A 21,221-nucleotide genomic window follows, 5' to 3' on the forward strand; every position below is an offset into this window, starting at 1 on the left:
TCGTAAAAGCGCAATTACCCAAAGGTAATACCCATCAGTGTAAGATTGCCAACGGCATCACACCGGACATAACCCACTTCCAATCTCTTATCTGAAATTAGCCGCAGTGATTGAGTGCCGTCACAATTCAGAGGTCTGATCTGAACAGTTAAGTACAGTTTAAACTGACTAACATGTCCATATGTTGTACGATCACTTAGTAACACCTGAATTACAATTGATACTAATCAGCTAAGAACCGTTAATTCTAACCGAATGGATATCATAGTGAGCTAGCGAACTGTCTCGAGCTGACCCATATTTGATGTGGCCAATGGCAATGTAGCCAAAATCAAGAGCTAGAGAATGAATATAAGTAAAATATTAATAATAGTTCTGCTTTGGATATCTGCTTCACCGCTATTCGCGGCAGAGGTCACGGTGGCCTTCGGAGAGAAGATACCGCCCTTCTGTTTCCCTGCGACAGACTCGGGGATTGAACTAGAGGTGATAGGTGAGGCTTTGGCCCATCGCGGTCACGTACTGAAACCGGAATATTATCCCTTTGCCAGAATCCCGGTCACTTTTTTAGCGCGCACTGTCGATGCCGCCATGAGCGACTTGGGCCAGGATATGGAGTCGGAAGGCGCTCTCTACGGCGATCCGGCGGTGTTTTATGACAATGTATTTATCACACTAAAGGAACGAAACTTCACTATCGAGAAGCCGGAAGATCTACAAGGCTTGAGTGTGATTGCCTTTCAAGGCGCCGCAAAACGATATCCCCAATGGCTCCAGAGTGTTCAAGATTCAAACCTCTATTTCGAACAGAATAACCAGTCATTGCAGGCACTGACCCTCAACAGACAACATTATGATGTGGTGCTCAGCGACCGAAATATTTTCAAATACTTCACTTTACACCTACAACGGGAAAAAGGATTCAACCCCAAGCCTGTTGAGGAGCATCATTTTGTAGAACTTAATCCAATGGATTATCGACCTGTCTTTTGGGATGAACATATTCGAGATGACTTCAATGCCGGTCTAAAACACCTTAAAGAGACGGGGCGCTATCAAGAGATCTATGATAAATATCTGAAATGATATGAGCCCAACGATTACCTATAATGGCCCTCTTTAGCGTTGAAAGAGTAAATATAACAATCTGCTAAATAGACATTTACTGATTTACTTCAATAAGGCTCAAACGAGCCTTGCTATAATTCCTCCATCTGTATTAACGCGAAAGGCTGTTCAAATGAGTGCAAACCCCGCTTGCGAGCTGCAATTAATCTACCTTTTTGTCCATCTGGTCAACACTGGCGGGTTCTCACAGGTCGCAAAAGCGCTAAACATGCCTATCGCAACGGTGAGCCGTAAAGTGCATAAACTTGAGGAGAGCCTTGATACTCAACTCATCATGCGCAGCACCCGAAAACTGCGTTTGACCGAAGAGGGCGAAGCGCTATTTAAGCGTTATCAAGATGCCATATCTCAATTCGATAATTGTTCCGACTCAGCGATAAACAAACCGGAAGGAACGCTGAGAATTGCGGCGCCGGTATCGATAATATCAATGATATTTATCGGTGCGTTAAATGAATTTTCAAAGATGCACCCCGATATTCAACTGCATATAGCTCAAAATAATAACGCTATAGATCTGGTTGAAGAGGGTGTCGATATTGCTATCGTCGGTGGTGCTCAACCCGACTCATCCTGGGTATCGAACTCACTGGGTGTGCTCAACTATGGTCTGTATGCCTCACCAAGCTATTTAACGCAGGCCGCAGAAATCGACCACCCAAATCAGCTGAAGCAACACGCCTTAATCAAGGTGTGGCCCCTGTTTAACTGGACGCTTAAACACCGAAGTGGTGAAGATTTTTACTATGATGGCCCGGCCAAACTTACCTTAGGCGATCTGTATGGTGCAGTCCATGCCGCCGTAGATGACGGTGGCATCTTGTATGGACCCGAGTTATTTGTGAAGCAGCAGATAAAATCCGGCCAGCTGGTCGAAGTACTGCCTGAATGGACAGGAGAGCAGCGACGGATTTCCATGTTGTATCATCAACGTAGCCAGCAACCTCTTAAGGTCAAACTCTTTATTGAATTTATGCAGTCAAAAGCTCAAGATCTTTTTACGGTATAGAGGGATTAAAGCCAAAAATGGCGACTCAAAGATTAGAGTCACCACTGTATTATCAAGTTCACTGCGGCTAGCAAACCCTGAAATTCAGGGCAGAACAATCAAATATCGAATAGACGAAGGCGAAGCCAATTGCAAAACAACCGGAACTTCGCCTCTCTAACTTATGCCAGATATACGTTTAAGCTACAGGCTCCGTGGGCACCCACAACCAACGCCTGTTCGATATCGGCGGTTTTTGACGGGCCCGCGATAAAGGTACCGAACTCTCCCTTCTCAAGAGTGACCTTAGAGGCAGCCTGATGCATATTGGCCACAATCGTATCGGCTTCAATAACCAGAAAGAGGTTTTCACAGATAAATGGCGTGACTCTGTGGCCCAGGTTTTTGTTATTCACCCAGATAGCCCCATTCTCGGCCACACCGAGATCGCCGGGGATCACCGCATAATCGATATCTCTGAGTTCATGTGCAGTCTCTGTGACCGCTCGGTTTCCCTTAATGCCATCGACCATAGAGATAACTTGCAGCCCCTGAGCCATAAGCTCATCAACCTTCTGCTGCAACGCCTCTAACCCGCCTTCCCTATGGAGTGTTCCCGCCACGGTATTAAGGTTGGTCTCAAACTGACCCACAAGGTCATCAATTCGCGGAGCCACATTAAACACCGGCATAGCCTGAGGGGCGATGGCCGAGCTCTTAAGCGCATTCAAAATATAATCTTTACTCGACATCTTTTTAGCCTCTGTTTTTCTTAAACCAAGCTTCGAAACTTGAGTTTGGAGCGGTAGGAAGTTCACGATATTTACCCCAGGCGCCAGAGAAAGGCTTGAGGAGGCTACCGGGAAGGACTTTTAGTGCGGTGCGAGCAACACTCATCGAGCAGTTAAGCATAGTTTCGCTCGCCATAAAATTACCCACCAGAGGCATATAACTACTCTTGCCATAAGGGAGTTTACCGGCCTCGGCTTTCAAGCGACGATGATGATGAATGATCTTATCTAGCGGCACCTTAGTCGGGCAAACATAGGAGCAGCTACCACACAAGGTACACGCCCATGGAATAGAGTTCGTATCATCATTTTGTGCCCCGACAGCAATGCCGATAGGACCGGGAATAGTGTAGTTATAACTATGACCACCCGAGCGGCGGTAAACCGGACAGGTATTTAAGCAACCACCACAACGGATACATTTTAGAGATTCAGCCAATATCTTATCTTTAAGCATATCGGTACGGCCATTATCGACGATAATGACATGCATCTCGCCACCCTTCTGAGGGCCACGATAAAAGGAGCTATAGGTAGTGACCGGCTGGCCCGTTGCATTACGTGCCAAGGTTCTTAACAAGGCCGACGCACTATCGAGATCGGGAACAACCTTATCGATACCCATTGAGTGCAACTGCAGCTTAGGCAGGTTGGCTCCCATATCCGCGTTGCCTTCATTGGTACAGACAACAACGGCGCCTTTATCGGCAACGGCCATGTTAACGCCAGTCATTGCGGCATCGGCCGACAGAAACTGCTCTCTGAGATGAGCTCTTGCTGCGCGGGTCAGATAGAATGGATCGGAAGCGCCGGCCTCTGTACCTAACTTGTCATGGAAGAGATCACCCACCTCCTCCCTCTTCATATGGATAGCGGGTAGAACGATATGCGAAGGCGGATCACCGGCAAGCTGAATAATTCGCTCTCCTAAGTCGGTGTCGATCACCTCAATTCCATGTTGTTCAAGGTAAGGGTTTAAGTGACACTCTTCGGTTAGCATCGACTTTGACTTAACCAGTTTTTTCACTTTCTTATCGGCTAAAATCTTATGCACGATACGGTTATGTTCGACACCGTCTTTAGCCCAATGAACCTGAATACCATTTTCCAGACAGTTTTTCTCAAACTCTTCCAGATACTGTCCCAGATTCGTCAGTGTGTGTAGCTTCATCTCTGAGCCTATCTGACGCAACTGTTCCCACTCGGGCAGGCTACCGGCTGCGCGATCACGCTTTTCCCGTACCGTCCACAGGGCTTTCGAGTGCCAGTCGACTCTCGCTTCATCCCGACAAAATATCTCGGCCTTCTTGGCATGTACCGCTGAATTTTTATTTGACATAGTGAGCTCTCTATAGTGCGGCGTTAATCACCTGGGCGATGTGACGGATCTGTATCGGCAACTTCTGACGCTTAATCATGCCATCGATATGTAGCAGGCAAGAGGGATCGAAACCTACCGCGTAAGCCGCGCCCGTTGCCGCATGGGCCTGTGCCTTATCTTTACCCATCTTCCCGGATACGGCCCCTTCATCCAGAGCGAAAGTACCGCCAAAGCCGCAACACTCATCGCGTCTGTCAGGATAGACAATTTCAATCTGAGGGATCTGACTCAACACCGCCTCAACCTTATTCGTTCGAGGTCCCATCTGCTCACTGGGGGTAGCCAGATCCAACATACGGATCCCATGGCAACTCATCTGCAGACTGATTTTATGGGGGAAAGGCTTACTAAAGGCCGGGATAGGAGAGACATCATGCAGAAACTCGGTCAGTTCATACAGCTTGTCGATCACCGCCTGAGCTTCAGGACTGGTATCAAACTCATGAAAATTCTCTTTAGCAGCAACTAAACAGGAAGCAGCCGGACAAACAATCGCGTCACACTCAACACCTTTAAATGCATTCAATAACTTAAGGGTGGTTTTCTTCGCTTCATTAAAACAGCCGGAGTTAGTCATAGGTTGACCACAGCAGGTCTGCCCCTTGGGCAGTATCACCTGATGACCCAATTTTTCCAGCAGTTCTAACGTAGCGATGCCGACGTCTGGCATCATCTGATTCACCAGACACGGAATGAAAAGTGCAATTCTCATATAGCGTTCTCTTATTGTTGGCTGCCGCGGGTACCTGGCTCATCACTCAGTGACAATCGGGCCATTAGTCAGGTACATCCCCCGATGGCAGGGTTATTTAATAGCCACGAGTCTAGGCCTTACCCACATAATAAGTAGTGCTAATTTAGTAAATATGGCTCACAATATTTCCAAAAATGAAACAGAGCCCACTAATATTCTCCACGTATTCACAACAAACGATAGAATAGGTCTGGGTACACTTCTAATGTAAAAGCAAGGAGAGATAAGAGTGAAAGTCATCATGCTTCCCCTACTCTGTATCTGTATAGCACTGAGTTTGACAGCTTGCAGCGAACCTTCCACGGGGCAAACATCACTGTCGACAGATAGATTGACCAGTGATCGCGTGATTGCGGCTCAACTGTCCGATGATGCGACCATCTCGGCCCTACTGACCCGCAAGCATCATCTTTCGGTGTGGGATAACGATTCGAAAAGCTTGATTAACGAATGGAACGAGTCTGACTTCATCGAAGAGCTCTACCATATTTCACTATCGGGAAATAAACGCTTACTGGGCACAGCGGGCAAGCATCGAGTGTCGATTTTTGATATTCAAACTGGAAAGTTAACGGTGACCTGGCAGGTCGATGGATTCGATCCCGAGGCTAGAATCACCAGCCTGCACCTGAGTCATACGGGTAATGAGGTACTCATCGGGTTGAACGAAGGCTCGGTATTCACCGTAGACTTGGTTAACGACCAGATGTCCATGTTTTTGGTTCACGATGGACCAGTGACGCGTGTGAAATATGCGGCGCACAACCAGCAGGTGATGTCGGCATCACACGACGGTCACGTGCTGTTCTGGGCTGCCACCACAGGTAAGGTGATCCATGAATATATCAACCAATTCCGAATAACCAGCGTCTCTTATGATGAAGCGAATCGAAAAATATTTGTCGCCGATGCTCTGGATAATCAATTCATCGCCGACTCATTAACGACACAAGCCCTTAGCCGACTCGACTATCTGGAGCGCTACCGCTATTTTCGCCAGGCGCTATTTGTCGAACGTGGCAAGATACTGATCACCTCATCGTCTAAGCAGGAGTTGGCAAGTTGGGATGTTCAGACGGGAAAAGAGCTGGCAAAGTGGAACATCACCGCCTTCTCTGCCGGCACAACCGTGCTATCCATGGCTGCAGATAGCTCAGGTACCCTATGGAGCCTGAGCTCCGATGGCGCATTAGAGACCTGGGCTATTGAATCGCTTCATATCTCCCGCTCGGGACTATAAAGTCGTTGCGTCTTCACGCAACGACTTTATATCAATCGGTATGGGAAAGTGATCTATTCAGAGTTTTTTTGGCAAACTAATTCAAGGCGAATGAATGAGGGAATGGTGCTCCCTTTTGCAGTCATTCAACGCAGAAGTAGGCAGCCCAAAAGCCTCCTGAATTACTGCACTGCTCTTTTAGACTTAACATAAGGCAAGATCAGCAGAGCGATACCGACCACAAGGAAGGGAATACTCAACATCTGACCGGCACTCATGACCCAATCATCGGCGTAGACCGCCTGCTTCACTTTGACAAATTCGATCGCAAATCTGGCACCGAAGACGAGACAGAGGAATAGACCGAATATCGCCCCCTCTTTTTGCTTCATTTGGGTGTATTTGAATATTGCAGATAAACCGATGAAGATGGCCAGGTACGCAAAGGCTTCATACAGCTGCGCCGGATGGCGAGGCAGCATATCGACACGTTCGAAGATGATCGCCCATGGTGCCGTGGTCGGCAGGCCTAAGATCTCAGAGTTCATGAAGTTTGCCATTCTGACAAAGAAGCCAAATATCGCGGTAGCGATGGCTAATCGGTCGAGCAGATAGAGAAAAGGCATCTTCACTTTTTTATGATAATAGAAGAGCGCTAAAATTGCGCCTAAACCACCACCATGACTCGCCAATCCTCCTTCCCAGATAGCAAAGATCTTTAAAGGATGGCTGAAATAATAGGCCGGGTCGTAGAAGAAGCAGTGGGCTAGTCGGGCACCGACAATGATCCCCACAACACAATAGATCAGTAAATTATCTAACGACTCAACATCGTGTCCCTCTTTGATGTAGATGCGTTTCATCACCTGAAAGCCACATGCGATAGCCGTAGCAAACAGCGCACCATACCAATGTACCTTTAGCCCCATAAACGAGATTAATACAGGATCGATATTCCAAATAAAGTGGTCCAAATTAAGCCTTCCGATTTAAAGCGAGAAAATTGTTTATCTGACAGGAGTTTTACGCTGATACTCTTGATTAGGCAAGCATTGTGTAACTCTTAGCTAAGAGATAACCACAAACCTACCGAAGGTATGACCATGAACCTGGTCAGGAGATTATAATGAGTGCCTACTCAAAAATGGCCACCAGCATGGAATAGCCGGCTAAACGTGACCATTTTAGAGATACATCGACGTTAGAATCAAAGCTCTTTGTAAAACAGAACCGTCGCCTCATACTCACCATCTGAGCTCAATGCGAAGTTGGGGATCTCTCCCGCAAAACTATAACCAAGATTAATATACAGGGTCGAAGCGACATCTCCCTTACGCGTATCTAATACGATAAGCGTCCTATCTAACTCGAGCGCCAACGCTTCGAGCTTAAGCATGAGCTTCTTAGCTATCCCCTTTCCTCTGGCACTGGTTCGCACCATCAACTTCTCAACCTCGCCGCGATGCAGACCATTGCGCTTATCTGTCATAGATAGCTGAACACAACCTAAGATCTCTTCGCCATCACACGCCAGAATAAGCTTGCGCACGCCGGAGTTCATATCGGCTTCGACACCGCCCCAATAAATCATTGCATCAGCATGAAAAAAGGGGGTAATAAAACCCACCGATGCGCCGCTTTCTACACTGTCGATTAACAATGAACTCAACGCTTCTCTGACATCTTCACTCGAGGCTAACCCCGTCGTTTCGAACGACTCTACCACTGAGATATCCACATCCACTCCTTTGAATAATCCTGTCTGTACATATAAGAAATGCAGTACTTACTCTAATATTAGTTTAGCCCCATATTTTCACATTTTAACGCTCAGTGCTCTATTCCAGCCATTATTTGCTTGCTGCAGATACTCAAACCAGAGCCTGAAATAATTTCAGGATGACAGACAAGCCCTCAAGCATAAAAAACCATGGATTCTGAAACACGTTCAGAATGACGATAAAAGCAACAGGGTTAGTACACTTCAGGCATAAAAAAACACCTCGCCACAGAGGGACGAGGTGTTACTTCAAACTTATAAGCTTACGCTCGAGATTCGCGGCTAAAGCCGGCTCCTACAGCTCGTGGTGTCTGGCTAGTAGCCCTTAAACATTCGCGGCTAAAGCCGCTCCTACATGGAGAATGTCGTAGCTCGAGCCTAGAACCATTATGCTCCAGCAAGCTCATTAAACAGATTAGTGAACTTCTCTAGACCTTCATGGATAATCTCATCTGAGATAGTCAGAGCCGGCAGGAAGCGAATCACATTGCCATAGAAACCGCAGGCCAGGAGGATTAATCCGTGCTCTGCCGCTTTGCCGATAATCGCTTGAGTGAGCTCGGTATTTGGCTTGTCAGCATCTCCATCGACGACCAGCTCCATGGCGATCATCGCCCCCTGATGACGAACTTCACCAATCAGCTGCGGATAGGTCTTTTGAAGTGAAGTCAGGTGTTCATTGAAGATGCTACCGATAAGCGATGCTCGCTGAATCAGGTTCTCCTCCTCCATCACCTCCAATACCGCCAGCGCAGAGACGCAGCCCACGGGAGAGCCACCATAGGTACCACCTAAACCTCCTGGCAGAGGCGCATCCATGATCTCACTCTTGCCCACGACGGCCGCGATAGGAAATCCACCGGCGATCCCTTTTGCCATAGTCATCAGATCGGCTTCGACGTTCGCGTGTTCAAAACTGAACATCTTACCGGTGCGGCCAAATCCGGTTTGGATCTCATCGGCAATCAAGACGATGCCATGTTGATCGCAAAGCTGACGCAGCGCCTGTAAAAAATCACTTGGCGCGGCATAGAAGCCACCTTCACCCTGTACCGGTTCTACGATGATGGCCGCAACATCGCCAGGGGCGATATCCACCTTAAACAGATTCTCCAGCGCCTTAAGCGAATCCTTTACCGAGACATCATGAAAGGCCATAGGGAAAGGTGCATGATAGATATCACCGGCAAATGGACCGAACAGCTGCTTATAGGGGCTGATTTTGCCCGTCAATGCCATCGTTAAATTAGTTCGACCGTGGAAACCACCGTTAAAGGCGATAACCCCTCTGCGACCGGTATGGGCGCGGGCAATCTTGACACAGTTCTCTACCGCTTCGGCCCCGGTTGTCACGAAGATGGCTTTCTTCTCGCTATCACCCGGCGCGATTTCGGTAAGCTTTTCGGCCAATTCGACCGCCGACTCATAGGGGTTGATCATGACACAGGTATGGCTGAACTTATCTAACTGAGCCTTAACCGCAGCCACAATTTTAGGATGGCTGTGGCCGGTATTACATACCGCGATTCCCGTACCGAAATCGATATATCGATTGCCTTCTACATCCCATAGTTCGGCATTCTTAGCACGCTCGACATACACTGGATAGACATTACCCTGGCCACGGGGCATCACTTTGGCTTTACGCGCCTGTAAATTACTGTTGGTCATTACTCTTGTCCTTTAATTTGATACAGGCTCTAGGCTCTAGGTTCTAAATGCCTAGTGCCTAGCGATCTATTTATCTATCCAAACCACCCATGCACAGATATTTAATCTCCAGATAATCGTCGAGCCCGTACTTAGAGCCTTCACGACCATTCCCCGATTGCTTTACTCCGCCAAATGGCGCCGCGGCATTTGAGATAATGCCCTCATTTACCCCCACCATGCCAAACTCGAGCCCTTCACCGACTCGCCAGATTCGACCAATATCGCTGGAATAGAAATAAGCCGCGAGTCCATATTCGGTATCGTTGGCCATGGCGATCGCCTCCTCTTCGTTATCGAAGCTGATGATCGGCGTCACAGGGCCAAATATCTCATTACGTGCCAATGACATCTCATTGGTGACTCCGGTGACAATTGTCGGTTCGAAGAAGTTAGCCCCCACTTCGCTACGCTGACCACCGGTTAATAATTTGCCACCCTGGGCGAGTGTGTCTGCGACCAACTTGCTGACGCTATCCACCGCTGTCGATGAGATCATCGGGCCGATAGTCACCCCTTCACTGAGTCCATCTCCCAATGTCAGGTTCGCCACCGCACTGGCGAATTTATCGGTAAACTCCTGCGCAATACCTTTTTGGAGATAGATACGGTTAGTACAAACACATGTCTGACCGGCATTACGATACTTAGAGACGAGCGCCCCCTGCACGGCGGCGTCGACATCTGCATCATCGAAGACGATGAAGGGAGCATTGCCGCCCAGCTCCATGGAAACCTTCTTCACCGTCGTTGCACTCTGCGTCATCAAAATCTTACCCACAGCTGTCGAGCCGGTGAAGGTAAACTTTGAAACATCGGGATGTTGCGTCAACACTTCTCCCATGCCAACGGCATCTTCACCCACCACGACATTAAATACACCGGCCGGGATCCCCGCCCGCTCGGCAAGCTCGGCCATGGCCAGCGCCGACAGTGGCGTCAACGGAGAGGGTCGAACCACAAAAGTACAACCTGCCGCTAATGCCGCCGCCGCTTTACGGGCGATCATGGCATTGGGAAAGTTCCAGGGGGTGATAGATGCCACAACCCCGACAGGCTGCTTAATGACGATGATGCGCTTATCGCCCGATGGCGCCGGGATCGTATCGCCATAGACACGCTTACCCTCTTCGGCGAACCACTCGATGAAAGCGGCACCATAGCCAATCTCGCCCTTCGCTTCGGCGAGGGGTTTACCCTGTTCCAGTGTCAAGATCCGTCCCAGATCGTCTTGGTTTGCCATCATGAGATTAAACCAGGTTCTGAGGATGACGGCTCGCTCATTAGCCGATTTTTTAGACCAGGCCGGAAGGGCTCTCTTCGCCGCCAATACAGCCGCTTCGGTTTCATCGATACCGGCATTAAGCACATTGGCAACGACGTTATCGTTAGCAGGGTTGGTCACTTCGAAAGTAAGAGAGGAAGCAGTGGCTGCCTCGCTCCAACAACCATCGATATAAGAGCTGAGTTTAACCAAACTGGTGTCTTTAAGATCTTGCATATTCACTCCTGCAGCAATAGGTTTTGCCTTTCAAACTTGGAAGCTATAACTATTTTCTAACAGAAAGACAGTTACAGCTGCATTGATAAGGAAGTCGTCTTGAAAGCTCGCTTGTCCTGATAGACCGCAGGCGTTAAACAAGGATTTATCAAAAAATTTATCTATAAGCTTATAATCTCTATTGAATAGCAAAATGAACTCATGTTAAATACAAAACATTAAACCTTATGTTTTATTGTGGTCAAACTTTGAGTAAACATTCAATCATTCCCAAAGCCATTACCGAATACGACCTGCGTCTACTGCGGATTTTTCGCACCGTCGTCGAGAACGGAGGCTTCTCGGCATCAGAAGCCGAGCTGGGTGTCACGCGCTCGACCATCAGCGTGCACATGTCTAACCTTGAGAGCCGCATGAAGCTCAAACTCTGCAGCCGCGGACGTGGCGGATTCGCCTTAACCGAAGATGGACAGGCCGTCTATCATGCCTGCATAGAGCTGTTTGATTCACTCAACGACTTCTCTCTGCTGGTCAATGGTTTAGGTAAGGAGCTGAGCGGTGAGTTGATCCTGCTCTGCGCCGATCAACTCGACAACACCATGCAGCAGAAGCTTGCTCAGGTTATCCAATATCTGCACATCAAAGAGCCTCAGCTGCACCTGATCTTAGACGGTGAAGCCATTCACAATATCGAGCGAGCCTTATTGCAGGATAAGGCACATGTCGGCTTGCTACCCAGCTATCAGCAGATCGAAGGCCTGAGCTACCAGACTATCTTCAGTGAGCCTATTTATCTGTGTTGCAGTAGCAATCACCCCTATTTCAAACTGAGCGATGAAGAGATCACTCCCGAGATGTTAGCCCAGTCCCCATCCATACACCCGGGGATAGATATCGACTCTGAGGGGCGTGAGCAGTTGAAGAAACTTAATCTCTCGGCAAAAGCGTACAAGTTTGATACCAGAAAGACCCTGATACTCTCCGGCTGCTATATCGGCTACCTGCCACAGAGTTATATCCAAGCAGAGCTGGAGTCTGCTCAGATGAGGATCATCCACTCAGACTCGGCCAGTTATCAGTTTAACCTGTCGATGGTGTTTAAGAAGAGCCCGCGGGAAACCAGCAAAGTAGAGCTACTGAAAGCCGCGTTCGAAGAGGTTTTTAAATTGAAACCAACGGGAAACTCAAGATAGAACGACTAATACCAATCGGTATAAAGATGTGATCGCTCAGCGAGAATTTAGCGCTTCTGAGGCAAGGTCATTAATTGCTCCTGCATAAATGACATTTGCAACATCCATGTTGCTCGCAACGAGTGAAGAACATAGTTGTTCTACGTTCAAGCTCGTTAACACTGCATCGGATGCGCTAAAACTCGCCTGTTAGGCGTGTTTTTGACTGCCAACTTCTGCGTTGAATGGCCTTACAAGGGAACAACCATTCCATCATCCATTCGCCTTGAATTAGTTGCCAAAAAACACGCTGAGTAGATCACTTTCTTATACTGATTGGTATAATACCAATCAGTATAGGCCTAGATGTGAGTGAGGGTGGTGGTCAGGTCTGCTGACCGAGTGCCAACTTGATCCCGAAGCCGATAAACAGAGTACCTGCAATTTTATTCAACCAATGGCTCAGGGATGAACTCTGTTTTACTTTACGACTCAATGAAGAGGAACTCCACGCGAGAAAGTGACACCAAATCATGCCATTAAAGATAAATATCAAACCTAAAATGATAAATGACAGCGCTTTATTCGGGGAATCATAGGCGATAAATTGTGGCACGAAGGCCAGGAAAAACAGGGCTATTTTAGGGTTCAACACATTGGTTAAAAAACCTTGAGAGTAGACCCTATAGAGTGAAGTTGGCACTTGCTCTTTAACATCCTGTGTCGCAGATCCCCGGCGACTCAATAACATAGACAGGCCGATATACATCAGATAACAACACCCGAGCACCTTAATCACGGTGAAAGCCATCGCCGATGTCGCGAGTATTGCCGATAAGCCAAACGCTGCGGCCAAGATATGCACTAAGGTGCCGGTCGCTATTCCCCAAGAAGCCATCGAGCCGCCCCTGAAGCCCTGTGTCGCACTGCGGCCGACAATATAGAGCGAGTCGGGCCCCGGCATAATATTCAGCGCAATTCCCGAGAGCACAAACAACCAAAGATCGTTAATTCCCAACATACTCACCCTTAGCTTCCAACTGAAAATATTCCGCCTGGCAACGACTCGCCAGCATGAGATATAGCAAATAAATGGATCTCTGCATAGCTTTTAGGAAATTGAGTGGTGGGCATTTAGTGATGTGCATTTGATTATGGGCACTAGATTACCGATGGACACAGAGATAACTCTCCTCCCGGCACTCTTAGCTAGTCCCTGGATTTTAAACTATTCTCGCTCCACCAGGCTTCGATGATCTTCTCATAGCTGCCATCTCGCTTCATCTCAGTCAGGGCCTCATCAAACCTATCCCTTATATGAATGAGTTTATTCTCCTTAGAGAAGCCCATATAAGCGGACGTAGTCTGGATAATAGGCGATAACCTCTTGATATTTTTGCAACGTTTAATAGAGGTATTTTGCAGCACCTTGATCCTGCTGGAAACGTAGTGAATGGTATTTTTTTCACCGATAAGAATATCGATATCACCGGTACATAGCTTGAGCAGTAGGGTATCAAACTCAACATCGATACTCATATGCTTAATGACTTTATTGGCAACCGCCTCATCGAAAATAGTGCCATAACTGAAATCTTGCCTAGCGCCAAAATGATACTCACTCAGTGCCCTCAGATCCCCATCGAAAGTGATTGGGGAATCTTCGACGACAAACAGGGTTATCCTCTCCTCCATCAGTACGACCTGGCTGAAATCGATATAGGTCAGGCGTTCGGGGACAACCAGAACTTCGATTAAGCCATCGATTCTGCCCTCTTTCAGAAATTTCAGTGCTCTGGACCAGGGTAATACCTGTAACTTAATGGGCTGCTCTATACGCTGAAAGACGGCTTCGACCAGACGCACCGACACGCCATGAAACTGACCGTTATAGGTATACTCATAGGGGGGATATTCCAGTATCGCGATATCGAGCTCATCTTCGGCGATCGCCTGAAAATGCAGACAGCTAAACAAGAATAGGATTAACACTATGATGGTTTTTTTCATGACTCACCCGGATTAGAGCATCAGCCAATCGAGTGCTGGCAACAGATGCTCCCACCAAGTTTAGACCAAAATATCCCCAATCACCTTTCTCTGGGTGATGAATGAAACCAGATCTGACCCGCTTACTTTAACGCTAACTTTAACTTTCCGTTTTCAGCTCTGATAGCATAGATTCCTCGAACATATCGGGCGAAACCGACAGCCCCAATCCGGTTATCGTCTCTTCGAGCTGTGCGATATCCAGCTCTAGCTTAGGCATAGTGAGGGTATTATTATCAAGCAGGTAGACCTGCTTCTGGCTGGTGTAATAAAAACTCAAGGTAATGAGCGCATCGAGGTTATCTGCACCCGCTGCACTTTTGATGATTTTAAGCCGGCGATAGATACGGTTATGCAAAGCCTTGAGTCGCCAAACATAATAGACTTCGGCCAGAAACGGGTTGTCTTTTATCCGCCATAAACCGCCACCACATACCACTGCGGCTAAGATAACCCCGAGCAGGTTGAGATAAAAATTACCGGTCGATTCACTGGCAGCGGCATTAGCTAAACTCGTATCGACTCCGAAGATGGCAATCAGCGCTGTACCGAAAGCCAATGACAAAATGATCAGGCCGGCCACTAACCCCACGCTGACAATATTGAGATTCTTTTTATATATATTCTTATCAATTTCACGTAACTTCATTTATTCACTTTCTCTAAGATACAGGCACAGATGTGATTTAATCATATTAGCCATAGTATCCCAAGGGACACTTAAGACTGAATGAATTAGGTGATTGAACGCACATTTTTGTTTGCAAAAACCGAAAAACAGATTAGAAGTAAAAACATCTAGACGTCTAAATTGACAGGCGTCTATAAATCTCATATCCTCTCGACTATTGAGATGTACCATTCTGTCATTTTAGGCTCATCGTTGAACATGAGAATAATAAGGCAGTGTGTTCCAGCTAGGAGGGCAATGGGAACCAATGGTTTGATGAACGATGAAAAGAGAGAACACTTTGACGACTTCTACTAATACCCAAGAAACAGCAGCCAATGGCATTGTTCCTAACGCCTCATTTTTGGCACTACTTCCCCTTTTTCTATTCCTGGCCCTATTTATTGGTGCCGGCATCTACTTCCAGAGCCAGGGCGTTGATTTTGCGTTTTATCAACTTCCCAGCGTTATCGCGATTTTGCCAGCCATTATCTTTGCGCTCATAATCTCGAAACAGAAGCTCAACCAAAGCATAGATACCTTTATTGAAGGTATCGGTCATTCAAACATCATCGCTATGTGCCTTATCTACCTGTTAGCCGGTGCATTTGCATCCGTTGCTAAAGCAACCGGTGGCGTAGATGCTACTGTGGCACTGGGCCTATCTTTAGTTCCGTCAAACTTGCTACTGCCAGGGTTCTTCGTCATCGCGGCCTTTATAGCGACCGCCATGGGAACCTCTATGGGCACGATTGCCGCCGTGGCACCGATAGCGTTAGGCGTGGCTAACGAAGCCCAGATTGATTTGGCCATAATGGCGGGGGCGGTGATCTCCGGCGCTCTGTTTGGCGATAACCTCTCTATCATCTCTGATACCACGATTGCGGCGACGCGTACCCAAGGTTGTGAGATGAAAGATAAGTTCAGAGAGAACTTAATCTTCGCCATTCCAGCCTCTATCATCACCCTAATCGTCTTCACATTAGTCGGCCAAGGTCAGGCAGATGTGGCATCACAAGAGATAGATTTTATCAAGGTGATCCCTTACCTCACCATTTTAATCTTAGCGGTATCTGGCCTAAACGTATTCGTCGTACTTACTATAGGTATTTTATTGGCAGGTGTAACCGGCTTATTCACCATGGATTATGGCCTGATACTATTCGGTCAGGATATCTATACCGGTTTCGGTAACATGCAGGAGATCTTCATTCTCTCTATGCTCGTCGGTGGATTGGCGGCGTTAATGCAACAACAAGGCGGTCTTACCTTTGTCAGCGAGCAGATTGAAAAGCTGATCACACGTTTTTCTAAAGCCAAAGGCGGCGCATCGACTCGCGCATCGGAACTGGGCATGGCAGGCATTGTAGCCTTGACCAACGCTTGTGTAGCCAACAATACCGTGTCTATTGTTGTCACGGGTGACATAGCTAAAGACTTGGCTCAAAAACATGAGGTGACGCCTAAGCGCGCCGCCAGCATCATGGATATCTTCTCCTGTATAGTGCAAGGGTTAATCCCCTATGGCGCACAAGCACTGCTGGTCGCTTCAATCTTTAGCATCTCACCGCTGCAGGCCGTCACTCACGCCTGGTATTGCATGATCTTAGCCGTTGTCGCTATCTCTATCGTTATTTTACGTAAGCGAGTTGCTTAATAGCAGCTTTCTTACTGCAGTGAGCTAACCACAAAGCGGAGAAGGTTGCTGATAACAGGCACCTTCTCAGCTTTTAGCCCTTCTCTTAGCTCCTGGCCCTTAAACATTCGCGGCTAAAGCCGCTCCTACATAGAGATCATCGTATCTCGTAGCCCCTCGAAGCCCGTATCTCGCGACTCGCAGCTTATACCTATAGTGGTATTGTGATTAGTACTTAAATAGGGCACCTTATGGGGATAATTCAGCTAGACTATCTAGTGGTAAAGTCAAGTGTCGGTCACTAGTGATCCCGCTTGTTCCACTCAAAACGTTATGCCTGAAACAGATAAGGATATCTAATTCTCAGATATGAGACCCGGTAAAGGAGTGCAGATCGCTGCACTCCTTTTTGTTATTCACCGATAGAAAGCGAGTGCTGACGATGCAGACAGAACTCAATGTCCACTCTACCGATTACGATCTACACCGTTTGGTGATCTGGATGATCTTATCCGGCGCACTGGTGACCTCCGTCGGCATCTCTATCTCTGTCTGGGCCGAATATCAAAGAATTGGTATCGAAGTATTTTTCAGACGTGCCGATTTGCTGGGAGATTATATTCACTCTCCACTGGCCTACGTCTATAACATGGCCTTGATTAGCGCTGGCTCGTGCATTTTATTAGCCATGTATGGTCTGTATCAGCTCAAACTCGGCGACTTTAGCCACTACCTATCACTTTCAGGCTTCTGGGTCGGACTCTCAATTATCCTGATTGGAGTATTCCCGATTAACTACCTCGATGAGCACAGGCTGGCATCGACCAGCTTCTTAATCGGCACCTTTGTCCTTCACCTGCTGACCATCGCCACACGAATAAACCATAAAGAGATCTGTTCAAATTCACTGTTTGTGTTGGCTATTTTTGGTTTTATCAGTGCCTCAGGCCTTATTTATCAACTCGACTGGAGCCAGTTAGATTTTAAGCCCTGCCCCCACGACAAACTCGAGATATGTTGGGTGGCACTCAATATGTGGTTTCAGACCAATGTCACTATGCTTTGGTGTATCCTGCTGGCATTAAATGTAAGAAAGCTCGCTATAAATAATACGCAGGTGCAGACATCTAAATAGTCCAGATTCAAAAGCACCAGGAGATCATTCTATCGGTCGCCATTTAAATGCTAAAATCATCCACTGACTATTACTGCTCCCTCCTTCAATAGGCTCTATGACTTCATCTTCTATGGTTTCACCTGCAGCGTTTCACAACAATAATTTCAGAGGCGAAAACTTCGATGGAAAGTACTTCTGTGGCAAAAAAAGTCAGGCTCGCTAAGTATCTGGCTCTGACAGGTCTTTGCTCACGCAGGGCCGCGACACGTTATATTCGCGATGGCCAGATCATGATTGACGGGCGCGTAGCAAATCATGTCGATACCGTCACGCTCATTGAGACGCCCAATGGTACTACGAGCTGCAAAGAGTCACTCCTGTTCGACGGCATTAAGGTCGAGGGCATAGAGTCGAAACAATACTGGATGCTCAACAAATGCGTCGGCACCGATTGCCGTCTGCTGCCCGATGACTCTGATTCCCTGCTTCACCTGCTACCTGCAAGCCCCAGACTCTACCCGGTTGGGCGTTTAGACAAAGATTCTCGCGGCCTTCTTCTACTCACCAATGATGGAGATCTTACCCAACGTCTGATGCATCCGGACTTCGGCCATACAAAAACCTATCATGTACGCGTTGATAAACCTTTTGACGATCATTTTCTAAAAGAGATGGCTCAGGGAGTTAGCTACCGTGACGTCACTACCCTCCCCTGTAAGATGAAGCGTCTTGATGACGATAAATTTGAGATCGTCCTGACACAAGGCCTGAATCGACAGATCCGCCGCATGAGCCAGTCTTTGGGTTTTAAGGTAATCGATCTTAAACGGGTTCAAATACAAACCTTGGTACTTGGTGAACTAAACGAGGGAGAGATGAGAGAGTTAACTATGGAAGAGGTTGATAGGTTAAAGCAGACAACGAGTTCCTAGGATCTAGGAACTCGAATCTCGAGCTGCGAAAATCTATCTCACAACTCGAAACTCGTCGCTAAATGCTAGTGCACGATCTCCATCTCGGCTAACAAGTTATCTGCATTGTCCAGATACTTCATAACCCAAAGCATGTAGCGGCTATCGACCTGAATGGAGCGGTTAGTCTCAGGATCGTAACCCCAATCGCCGATGATACTCTCATACACACCATCGAACAGCAGGCCAACTAACTCGGCGCGGCCGTTCAATGTCGGTGAACCAGAATTACCACCTGTGGTATCTAAGGTCGACAGGAAGTTAACCGGTACAGAGTCCAGAGATTTCACGTAGAAGTCGCCATACTGCTTCTGCTTAATCAGCTCAAGCTGCTTAGATGGAGCATCGAAAGGGTTAGCTCCCGTATCTTTAGCCAAAATGCCTTCTAAACGCGTGAATGGCACAGCCTGCAGACCGTCCTGAGGCGAGTAACCTTTCACATGACCGACAGTCACACGCAGACTAGAGTTAGCATCGGCGTACACCGGCTTACCCAGTTCAGTGTTATAAGCGATGATGGCATCCATATACTGAGGACGCACCTTCATCAACTTACCCGCAAGCTCCTTATCTTTCTTCTCTTCCTTCATGTCAGTGTCATACATGGCAACGGCAAACTTGATGAAAGGATCATTAGATGCTTTAAAATCGGCAACCGACTTATCCAGCCAAGCCAGACGGGGATCCATATCACCAAGTGTTGTCTTGGCATACATCTTATCTAAGGTCTTAGACAGCTTCTTTTCGTCCAGCTTCTTACCGATACCGAACACTTTATCTAAGGCACTGATACGCTCGCTGGCTGGCAATACGGCATAACGCTTCAACATATCGAACAGTACCGCTTTATCGACGCTGGCAGCATAACGACGATCGATACGCTCCATTGAAGATTTGAAGCGGATCATGTCACGCTCCTGGTAACCCGGCTCACGCGCCATATCATCGAGCTGCTTCTCATTGGCAAGGCGATATAGCTTACGTGCCGTAGGCACCATAGTGGTGTAACGGATATAGCCTAAGATGGTATCGCGCGCCTGATGGTCTTGCCCCTCGACAATCAACTTATCCAGCTCTGCCAACGTCTTACCATATTGCTGCTGACGCTTACTGTCTTTGCTAATCCAGTTCGCCAGCTCAGACTCACGACCCTTACGGTCATCGAGCATGGTCGACTTGCCATAAAACTCGATCATAGAGGTGAAGTTCTTGGCATAGTTAGCCAGACCCGCAATCAGGCTCTCATACTTGATGCGCTCGTCGCTGCCTTCAGGCGCCGTTTCCTTGATGATCTCGATGAAGCGTTCGCGCAGCATCTTACCTTCAGGGTAAGCCCACTCAAACTGATTCTCGACTTCATTGGCGGTGCGGTAGCGGTTAGTACGTCCAGGATAACCGGCAACCATGACAAAATCGCCATCGCTCACGCCCTTAGCAGACACCTTCAGGAAGCTCTTTGGCTCATAGGGTACGTTGTCTTTACTGAAATCGGCAGGCTTACCCTGTTTAGATACGTAACCACGATAGAAAGAGAAATCACCGGTGTGACGAGGCCACATCCAGTTATCGACATCTCCGCCGTATTTACCCACGCTTGCAGCCGGGTTATACACCAGACGCACATCACGGATCTCAAGTTGCTTAACCAGGTAATACTCGAGGCCACCATGGAAGCTATAGACCTGACAACGATATCCATCTTCGGCTTCACACTCGGCAACTAAAGATTTCTCCTGATGCTCTATGCCCTGATAAAACGCATTACCAACCTTGCTCTCTAACCCTTTCTTAACCTTATCTGTCACGTCGGTTACGGCTTCGGTCACGTAGATACGAGAACCGGGTGTAGCCTGTAGCTCTTCACCATAAGACTTAGCCAGAAAACCATCTTTAAGCAGGTTTTTCTCGGGAGTCGAGTTGTACTGAATCGAGCCATAGGCACAGTGATGGTTAGTCACTGCAAGGCCTTTAGGCGAGACGAATGAAGCGGTGCAGCCACCCAGGCTGATCACGGCATTCATTGGGAATTCGGTGAGTTTCGAGATTGATTTTGCATCGATCTCCAGCCCTTTAGCCTTAAGTTCATCGGCCAAAGCAGGCAGTTGGTATGGTTGCCACATACCTTCGTCGGCTTGAGCACCAAAAGAGGCGGCGACAGCGACAGTAAGAAGCCATTTTTTCATTATATTAAGTCCGTTTTGAATTATTATTCGATCAATTTGCTTATGTTGATTGTATTGCTGGTATTGATTGCGTTGCGAGTTATCGCTTTGCTAAAAACCGGGCAAAAAAAAGCCGAGTCCAATATTTTCATATTCGAACTCGACTTTATCATAAGCGGCCATCGTTACGAC

Annotated in this window: 18 protein-coding genes; 7 read left to right on the top strand and 11 right to left on the bottom strand. The window is 47.6% G+C overall.

The features are described 5' to 3' along the window. The first annotated feature begins 345 nt into the window (after positions 1 to 345). Both EKG38_RS05705 and EKG38_RS05710 read left to right on the top strand, forming a co-directional pair. Complete coding sequence (locus tag EKG38_RS05705; protein WP_126519281.1) at positions 346 to 1,086, top strand: substrate-binding periplasmic protein; 741 nt, start codon at positions 346 to 348, stop codon at positions 1,084 to 1,086. 154 nt (positions 1,087 to 1,240) lie between these two features. Next, positions 1,241 to 2,137, top strand: a complete 897-nt coding sequence (locus EKG38_RS05710; protein ID WP_126519282.1) for a LysR family transcriptional regulator — start codon at positions 1,241 to 1,243, stop codon at positions 2,135 to 2,137. Positions 2,138 to 2,298: 161 nt separating this feature from the next. Here EKG38_RS05710 and EKG38_RS05715 read toward each other — a convergent pair whose 3' ends face one another. From EKG38_RS05715 to EKG38_RS05725, 3 genes are read right to left on the bottom strand one after another with little or no spacing between them, the layout of a single operon-like run. Further along, complete coding sequence (locus EKG38_RS05715) at positions 2,299 to 2,868, bottom strand: LutC/YkgG family protein (protein ID WP_126519283.1); 570 nt, start codon at positions 2,866 to 2,868, stop codon at positions 2,299 to 2,301. Positions 2,869 to 2,872: 4 nt separating this feature from the next. After that, positions 2,873 to 4,246 (bottom strand): lactate utilization protein B, encoded by a 1,374-nt coding sequence (locus tag EKG38_RS05720; RefSeq protein ID WP_126519284.1) that lies wholly within the window; start codon positions 4,244 to 4,246, stop codon positions 2,873 to 2,875. A gap of 10 nt (positions 4,247 to 4,256) precedes the next feature. Beyond that, complete coding sequence (locus EKG38_RS05725) at positions 4,257 to 5,000, bottom strand: (Fe-S)-binding protein (protein ID WP_126519285.1); 744 nt, start codon at positions 4,998 to 5,000, stop codon at positions 4,257 to 4,259. A gap of 271 nt (positions 5,001 to 5,271) precedes the next feature. Here EKG38_RS05725 and EKG38_RS05730 point away from each other — a divergent pair, with 271 nt between their 5' ends. Then, positions 5,272 to 6,282 (top strand): WD40 repeat domain-containing protein, encoded by a 1,011-nt coding sequence (locus tag EKG38_RS05730; RefSeq protein WP_246033099.1) that lies wholly within the window; start codon positions 5,272 to 5,274, stop codon positions 6,280 to 6,282. 161 nt (positions 6,283 to 6,443) lie between these two features. Here the strand turns inward: EKG38_RS05730 and lgt are convergent, their stop codons facing one another. The 4 genes from lgt to EKG38_RS05750 form a co-directional block, all read right to left on the bottom strand. Beyond that, on the bottom strand, positions 6,444 to 7,235 hold the full coding sequence (lgt, locus tag EKG38_RS05735) for a prolipoprotein diacylglyceryl transferase (RefSeq protein ID WP_126519286.1): 792 nt from the start codon (positions 7,233 to 7,235) through the stop codon (positions 6,444 to 6,446). Between the two features lie 233 nt (positions 7,236 to 7,468). Further along, positions 7,469 to 7,999, bottom strand: a complete 531-nt coding sequence (locus EKG38_RS05740) for a GNAT family N-acetyltransferase (RefSeq protein WP_221767746.1) — start codon at positions 7,997 to 7,999, stop codon at positions 7,469 to 7,471. Between the two features lie 429 nt (positions 8,000 to 8,428). Then, the gene (gene gabT, locus EKG38_RS05745) at positions 8,429 to 9,712 is read right to left on the bottom strand and encodes a 4-aminobutyrate--2-oxoglutarate transaminase (RefSeq protein WP_126519287.1); all 1,284 of its coding nucleotides are present in this window, start codon (positions 9,710 to 9,712) and stop codon (positions 8,429 to 8,431) included. Between the two features lie 70 nt (positions 9,713 to 9,782). Beyond that, positions 9,783 to 11,252: an NAD-dependent succinate-semialdehyde dehydrogenase gene (locus EKG38_RS05750; protein WP_126519288.1), complete on the bottom strand. Its 1,470-nt coding sequence runs from the start codon at positions 11,250 to 11,252 to the stop codon at positions 9,783 to 9,785. A 248-nt stretch (positions 11,253 to 11,500) separates the two neighbouring features. On the opposite strand from EKG38_RS05750, the gene EKG38_RS05755 reads away from it, so the two are divergent. After that, positions 11,501 to 12,445: a LysR family transcriptional regulator gene (locus EKG38_RS05755; protein WP_126519289.1), complete on the top strand. Its 945-nt coding sequence runs from the start codon at positions 11,501 to 11,503 to the stop codon at positions 12,443 to 12,445. 364 nt (positions 12,446 to 12,809) lie between these two features. Here EKG38_RS05755 and EKG38_RS05765 read toward each other — a convergent pair whose 3' ends face one another. The 3 genes from EKG38_RS05765 to EKG38_RS05775 all read right to left on the bottom strand — a co-directional run bounded on the left by EKG38_RS05765 (position 12,810) and on the right by EKG38_RS05775 (position 15,122). After that, positions 12,810 to 13,445 (bottom strand): LysE family translocator, encoded by a 636-nt coding sequence (locus tag EKG38_RS05765; protein ID WP_126519290.1) that lies wholly within the window; start codon positions 13,443 to 13,445, stop codon positions 12,810 to 12,812. Positions 13,446 to 13,633: 188 nt separating this feature from the next. Next, positions 13,634 to 14,434, bottom strand: a complete 801-nt coding sequence (locus tag EKG38_RS05770) for a substrate-binding periplasmic protein (protein WP_126519291.1) — start codon at positions 14,432 to 14,434, stop codon at positions 13,634 to 13,636. Between the two features lie 139 nt (positions 14,435 to 14,573). After that, positions 14,574 to 15,122, bottom strand: a complete 549-nt coding sequence (locus EKG38_RS05775) for a DUF3087 domain-containing protein (protein WP_126519292.1) — start codon at positions 15,120 to 15,122, stop codon at positions 14,574 to 14,576. 304 nt (positions 15,123 to 15,426) lie between these two features. Between EKG38_RS05775 and EKG38_RS05780 the strand changes: the two genes are divergently transcribed. From EKG38_RS05780 to EKG38_RS05790, 3 genes are all read left to right on the top strand, one after another. Then, on the top strand, positions 15,427 to 16,800 hold the full coding sequence (locus EKG38_RS05780) for a Na+/H+ antiporter NhaC family protein (RefSeq protein WP_342775816.1): 1,374 nt from the start codon (positions 15,427 to 15,429) through the stop codon (positions 16,798 to 16,800). A 421-nt stretch (positions 16,801 to 17,221) separates the two neighbouring features. Next, the gene (locus tag EKG38_RS05785; RefSeq protein WP_126519294.1) at positions 17,222 to 17,914 is read left to right on the top strand and encodes a hypothetical protein; all 693 of its coding nucleotides are present in this window, start codon (positions 17,222 to 17,224) and stop codon (positions 17,912 to 17,914) included. A 164-nt stretch (positions 17,915 to 18,078) separates the two neighbouring features. Next, positions 18,079 to 18,828 carry a pseudouridine synthase gene (locus EKG38_RS05790; RefSeq protein ID WP_126519295.1) on the top strand — a complete coding sequence of 250 codons (750 nt, stop codon included), beginning with the start codon at positions 18,079 to 18,081 and terminating at the stop codon, positions 18,826 to 18,828. Positions 18,829 to 18,893: 65 nt separating this feature from the next. Here EKG38_RS05790 and EKG38_RS05795 read toward each other — a convergent pair whose 3' ends face one another. Beyond that, complete coding sequence (locus tag EKG38_RS05795) at positions 18,894 to 21,050, bottom strand: S46 family peptidase (protein WP_126519296.1); 2,157 nt, start codon at positions 21,048 to 21,050, stop codon at positions 18,894 to 18,896. Positions 21,051 to 21,221 lie beyond the last annotated feature (171 nt).

Source organism: Shewanella canadensis (assembly GCF_003966225.1).
In the GTDB taxonomy this organism is placed as follows: domain Bacteria; phylum Pseudomonadota; class Gammaproteobacteria; order Enterobacterales; family Shewanellaceae; genus Shewanella; species Shewanella canadensis.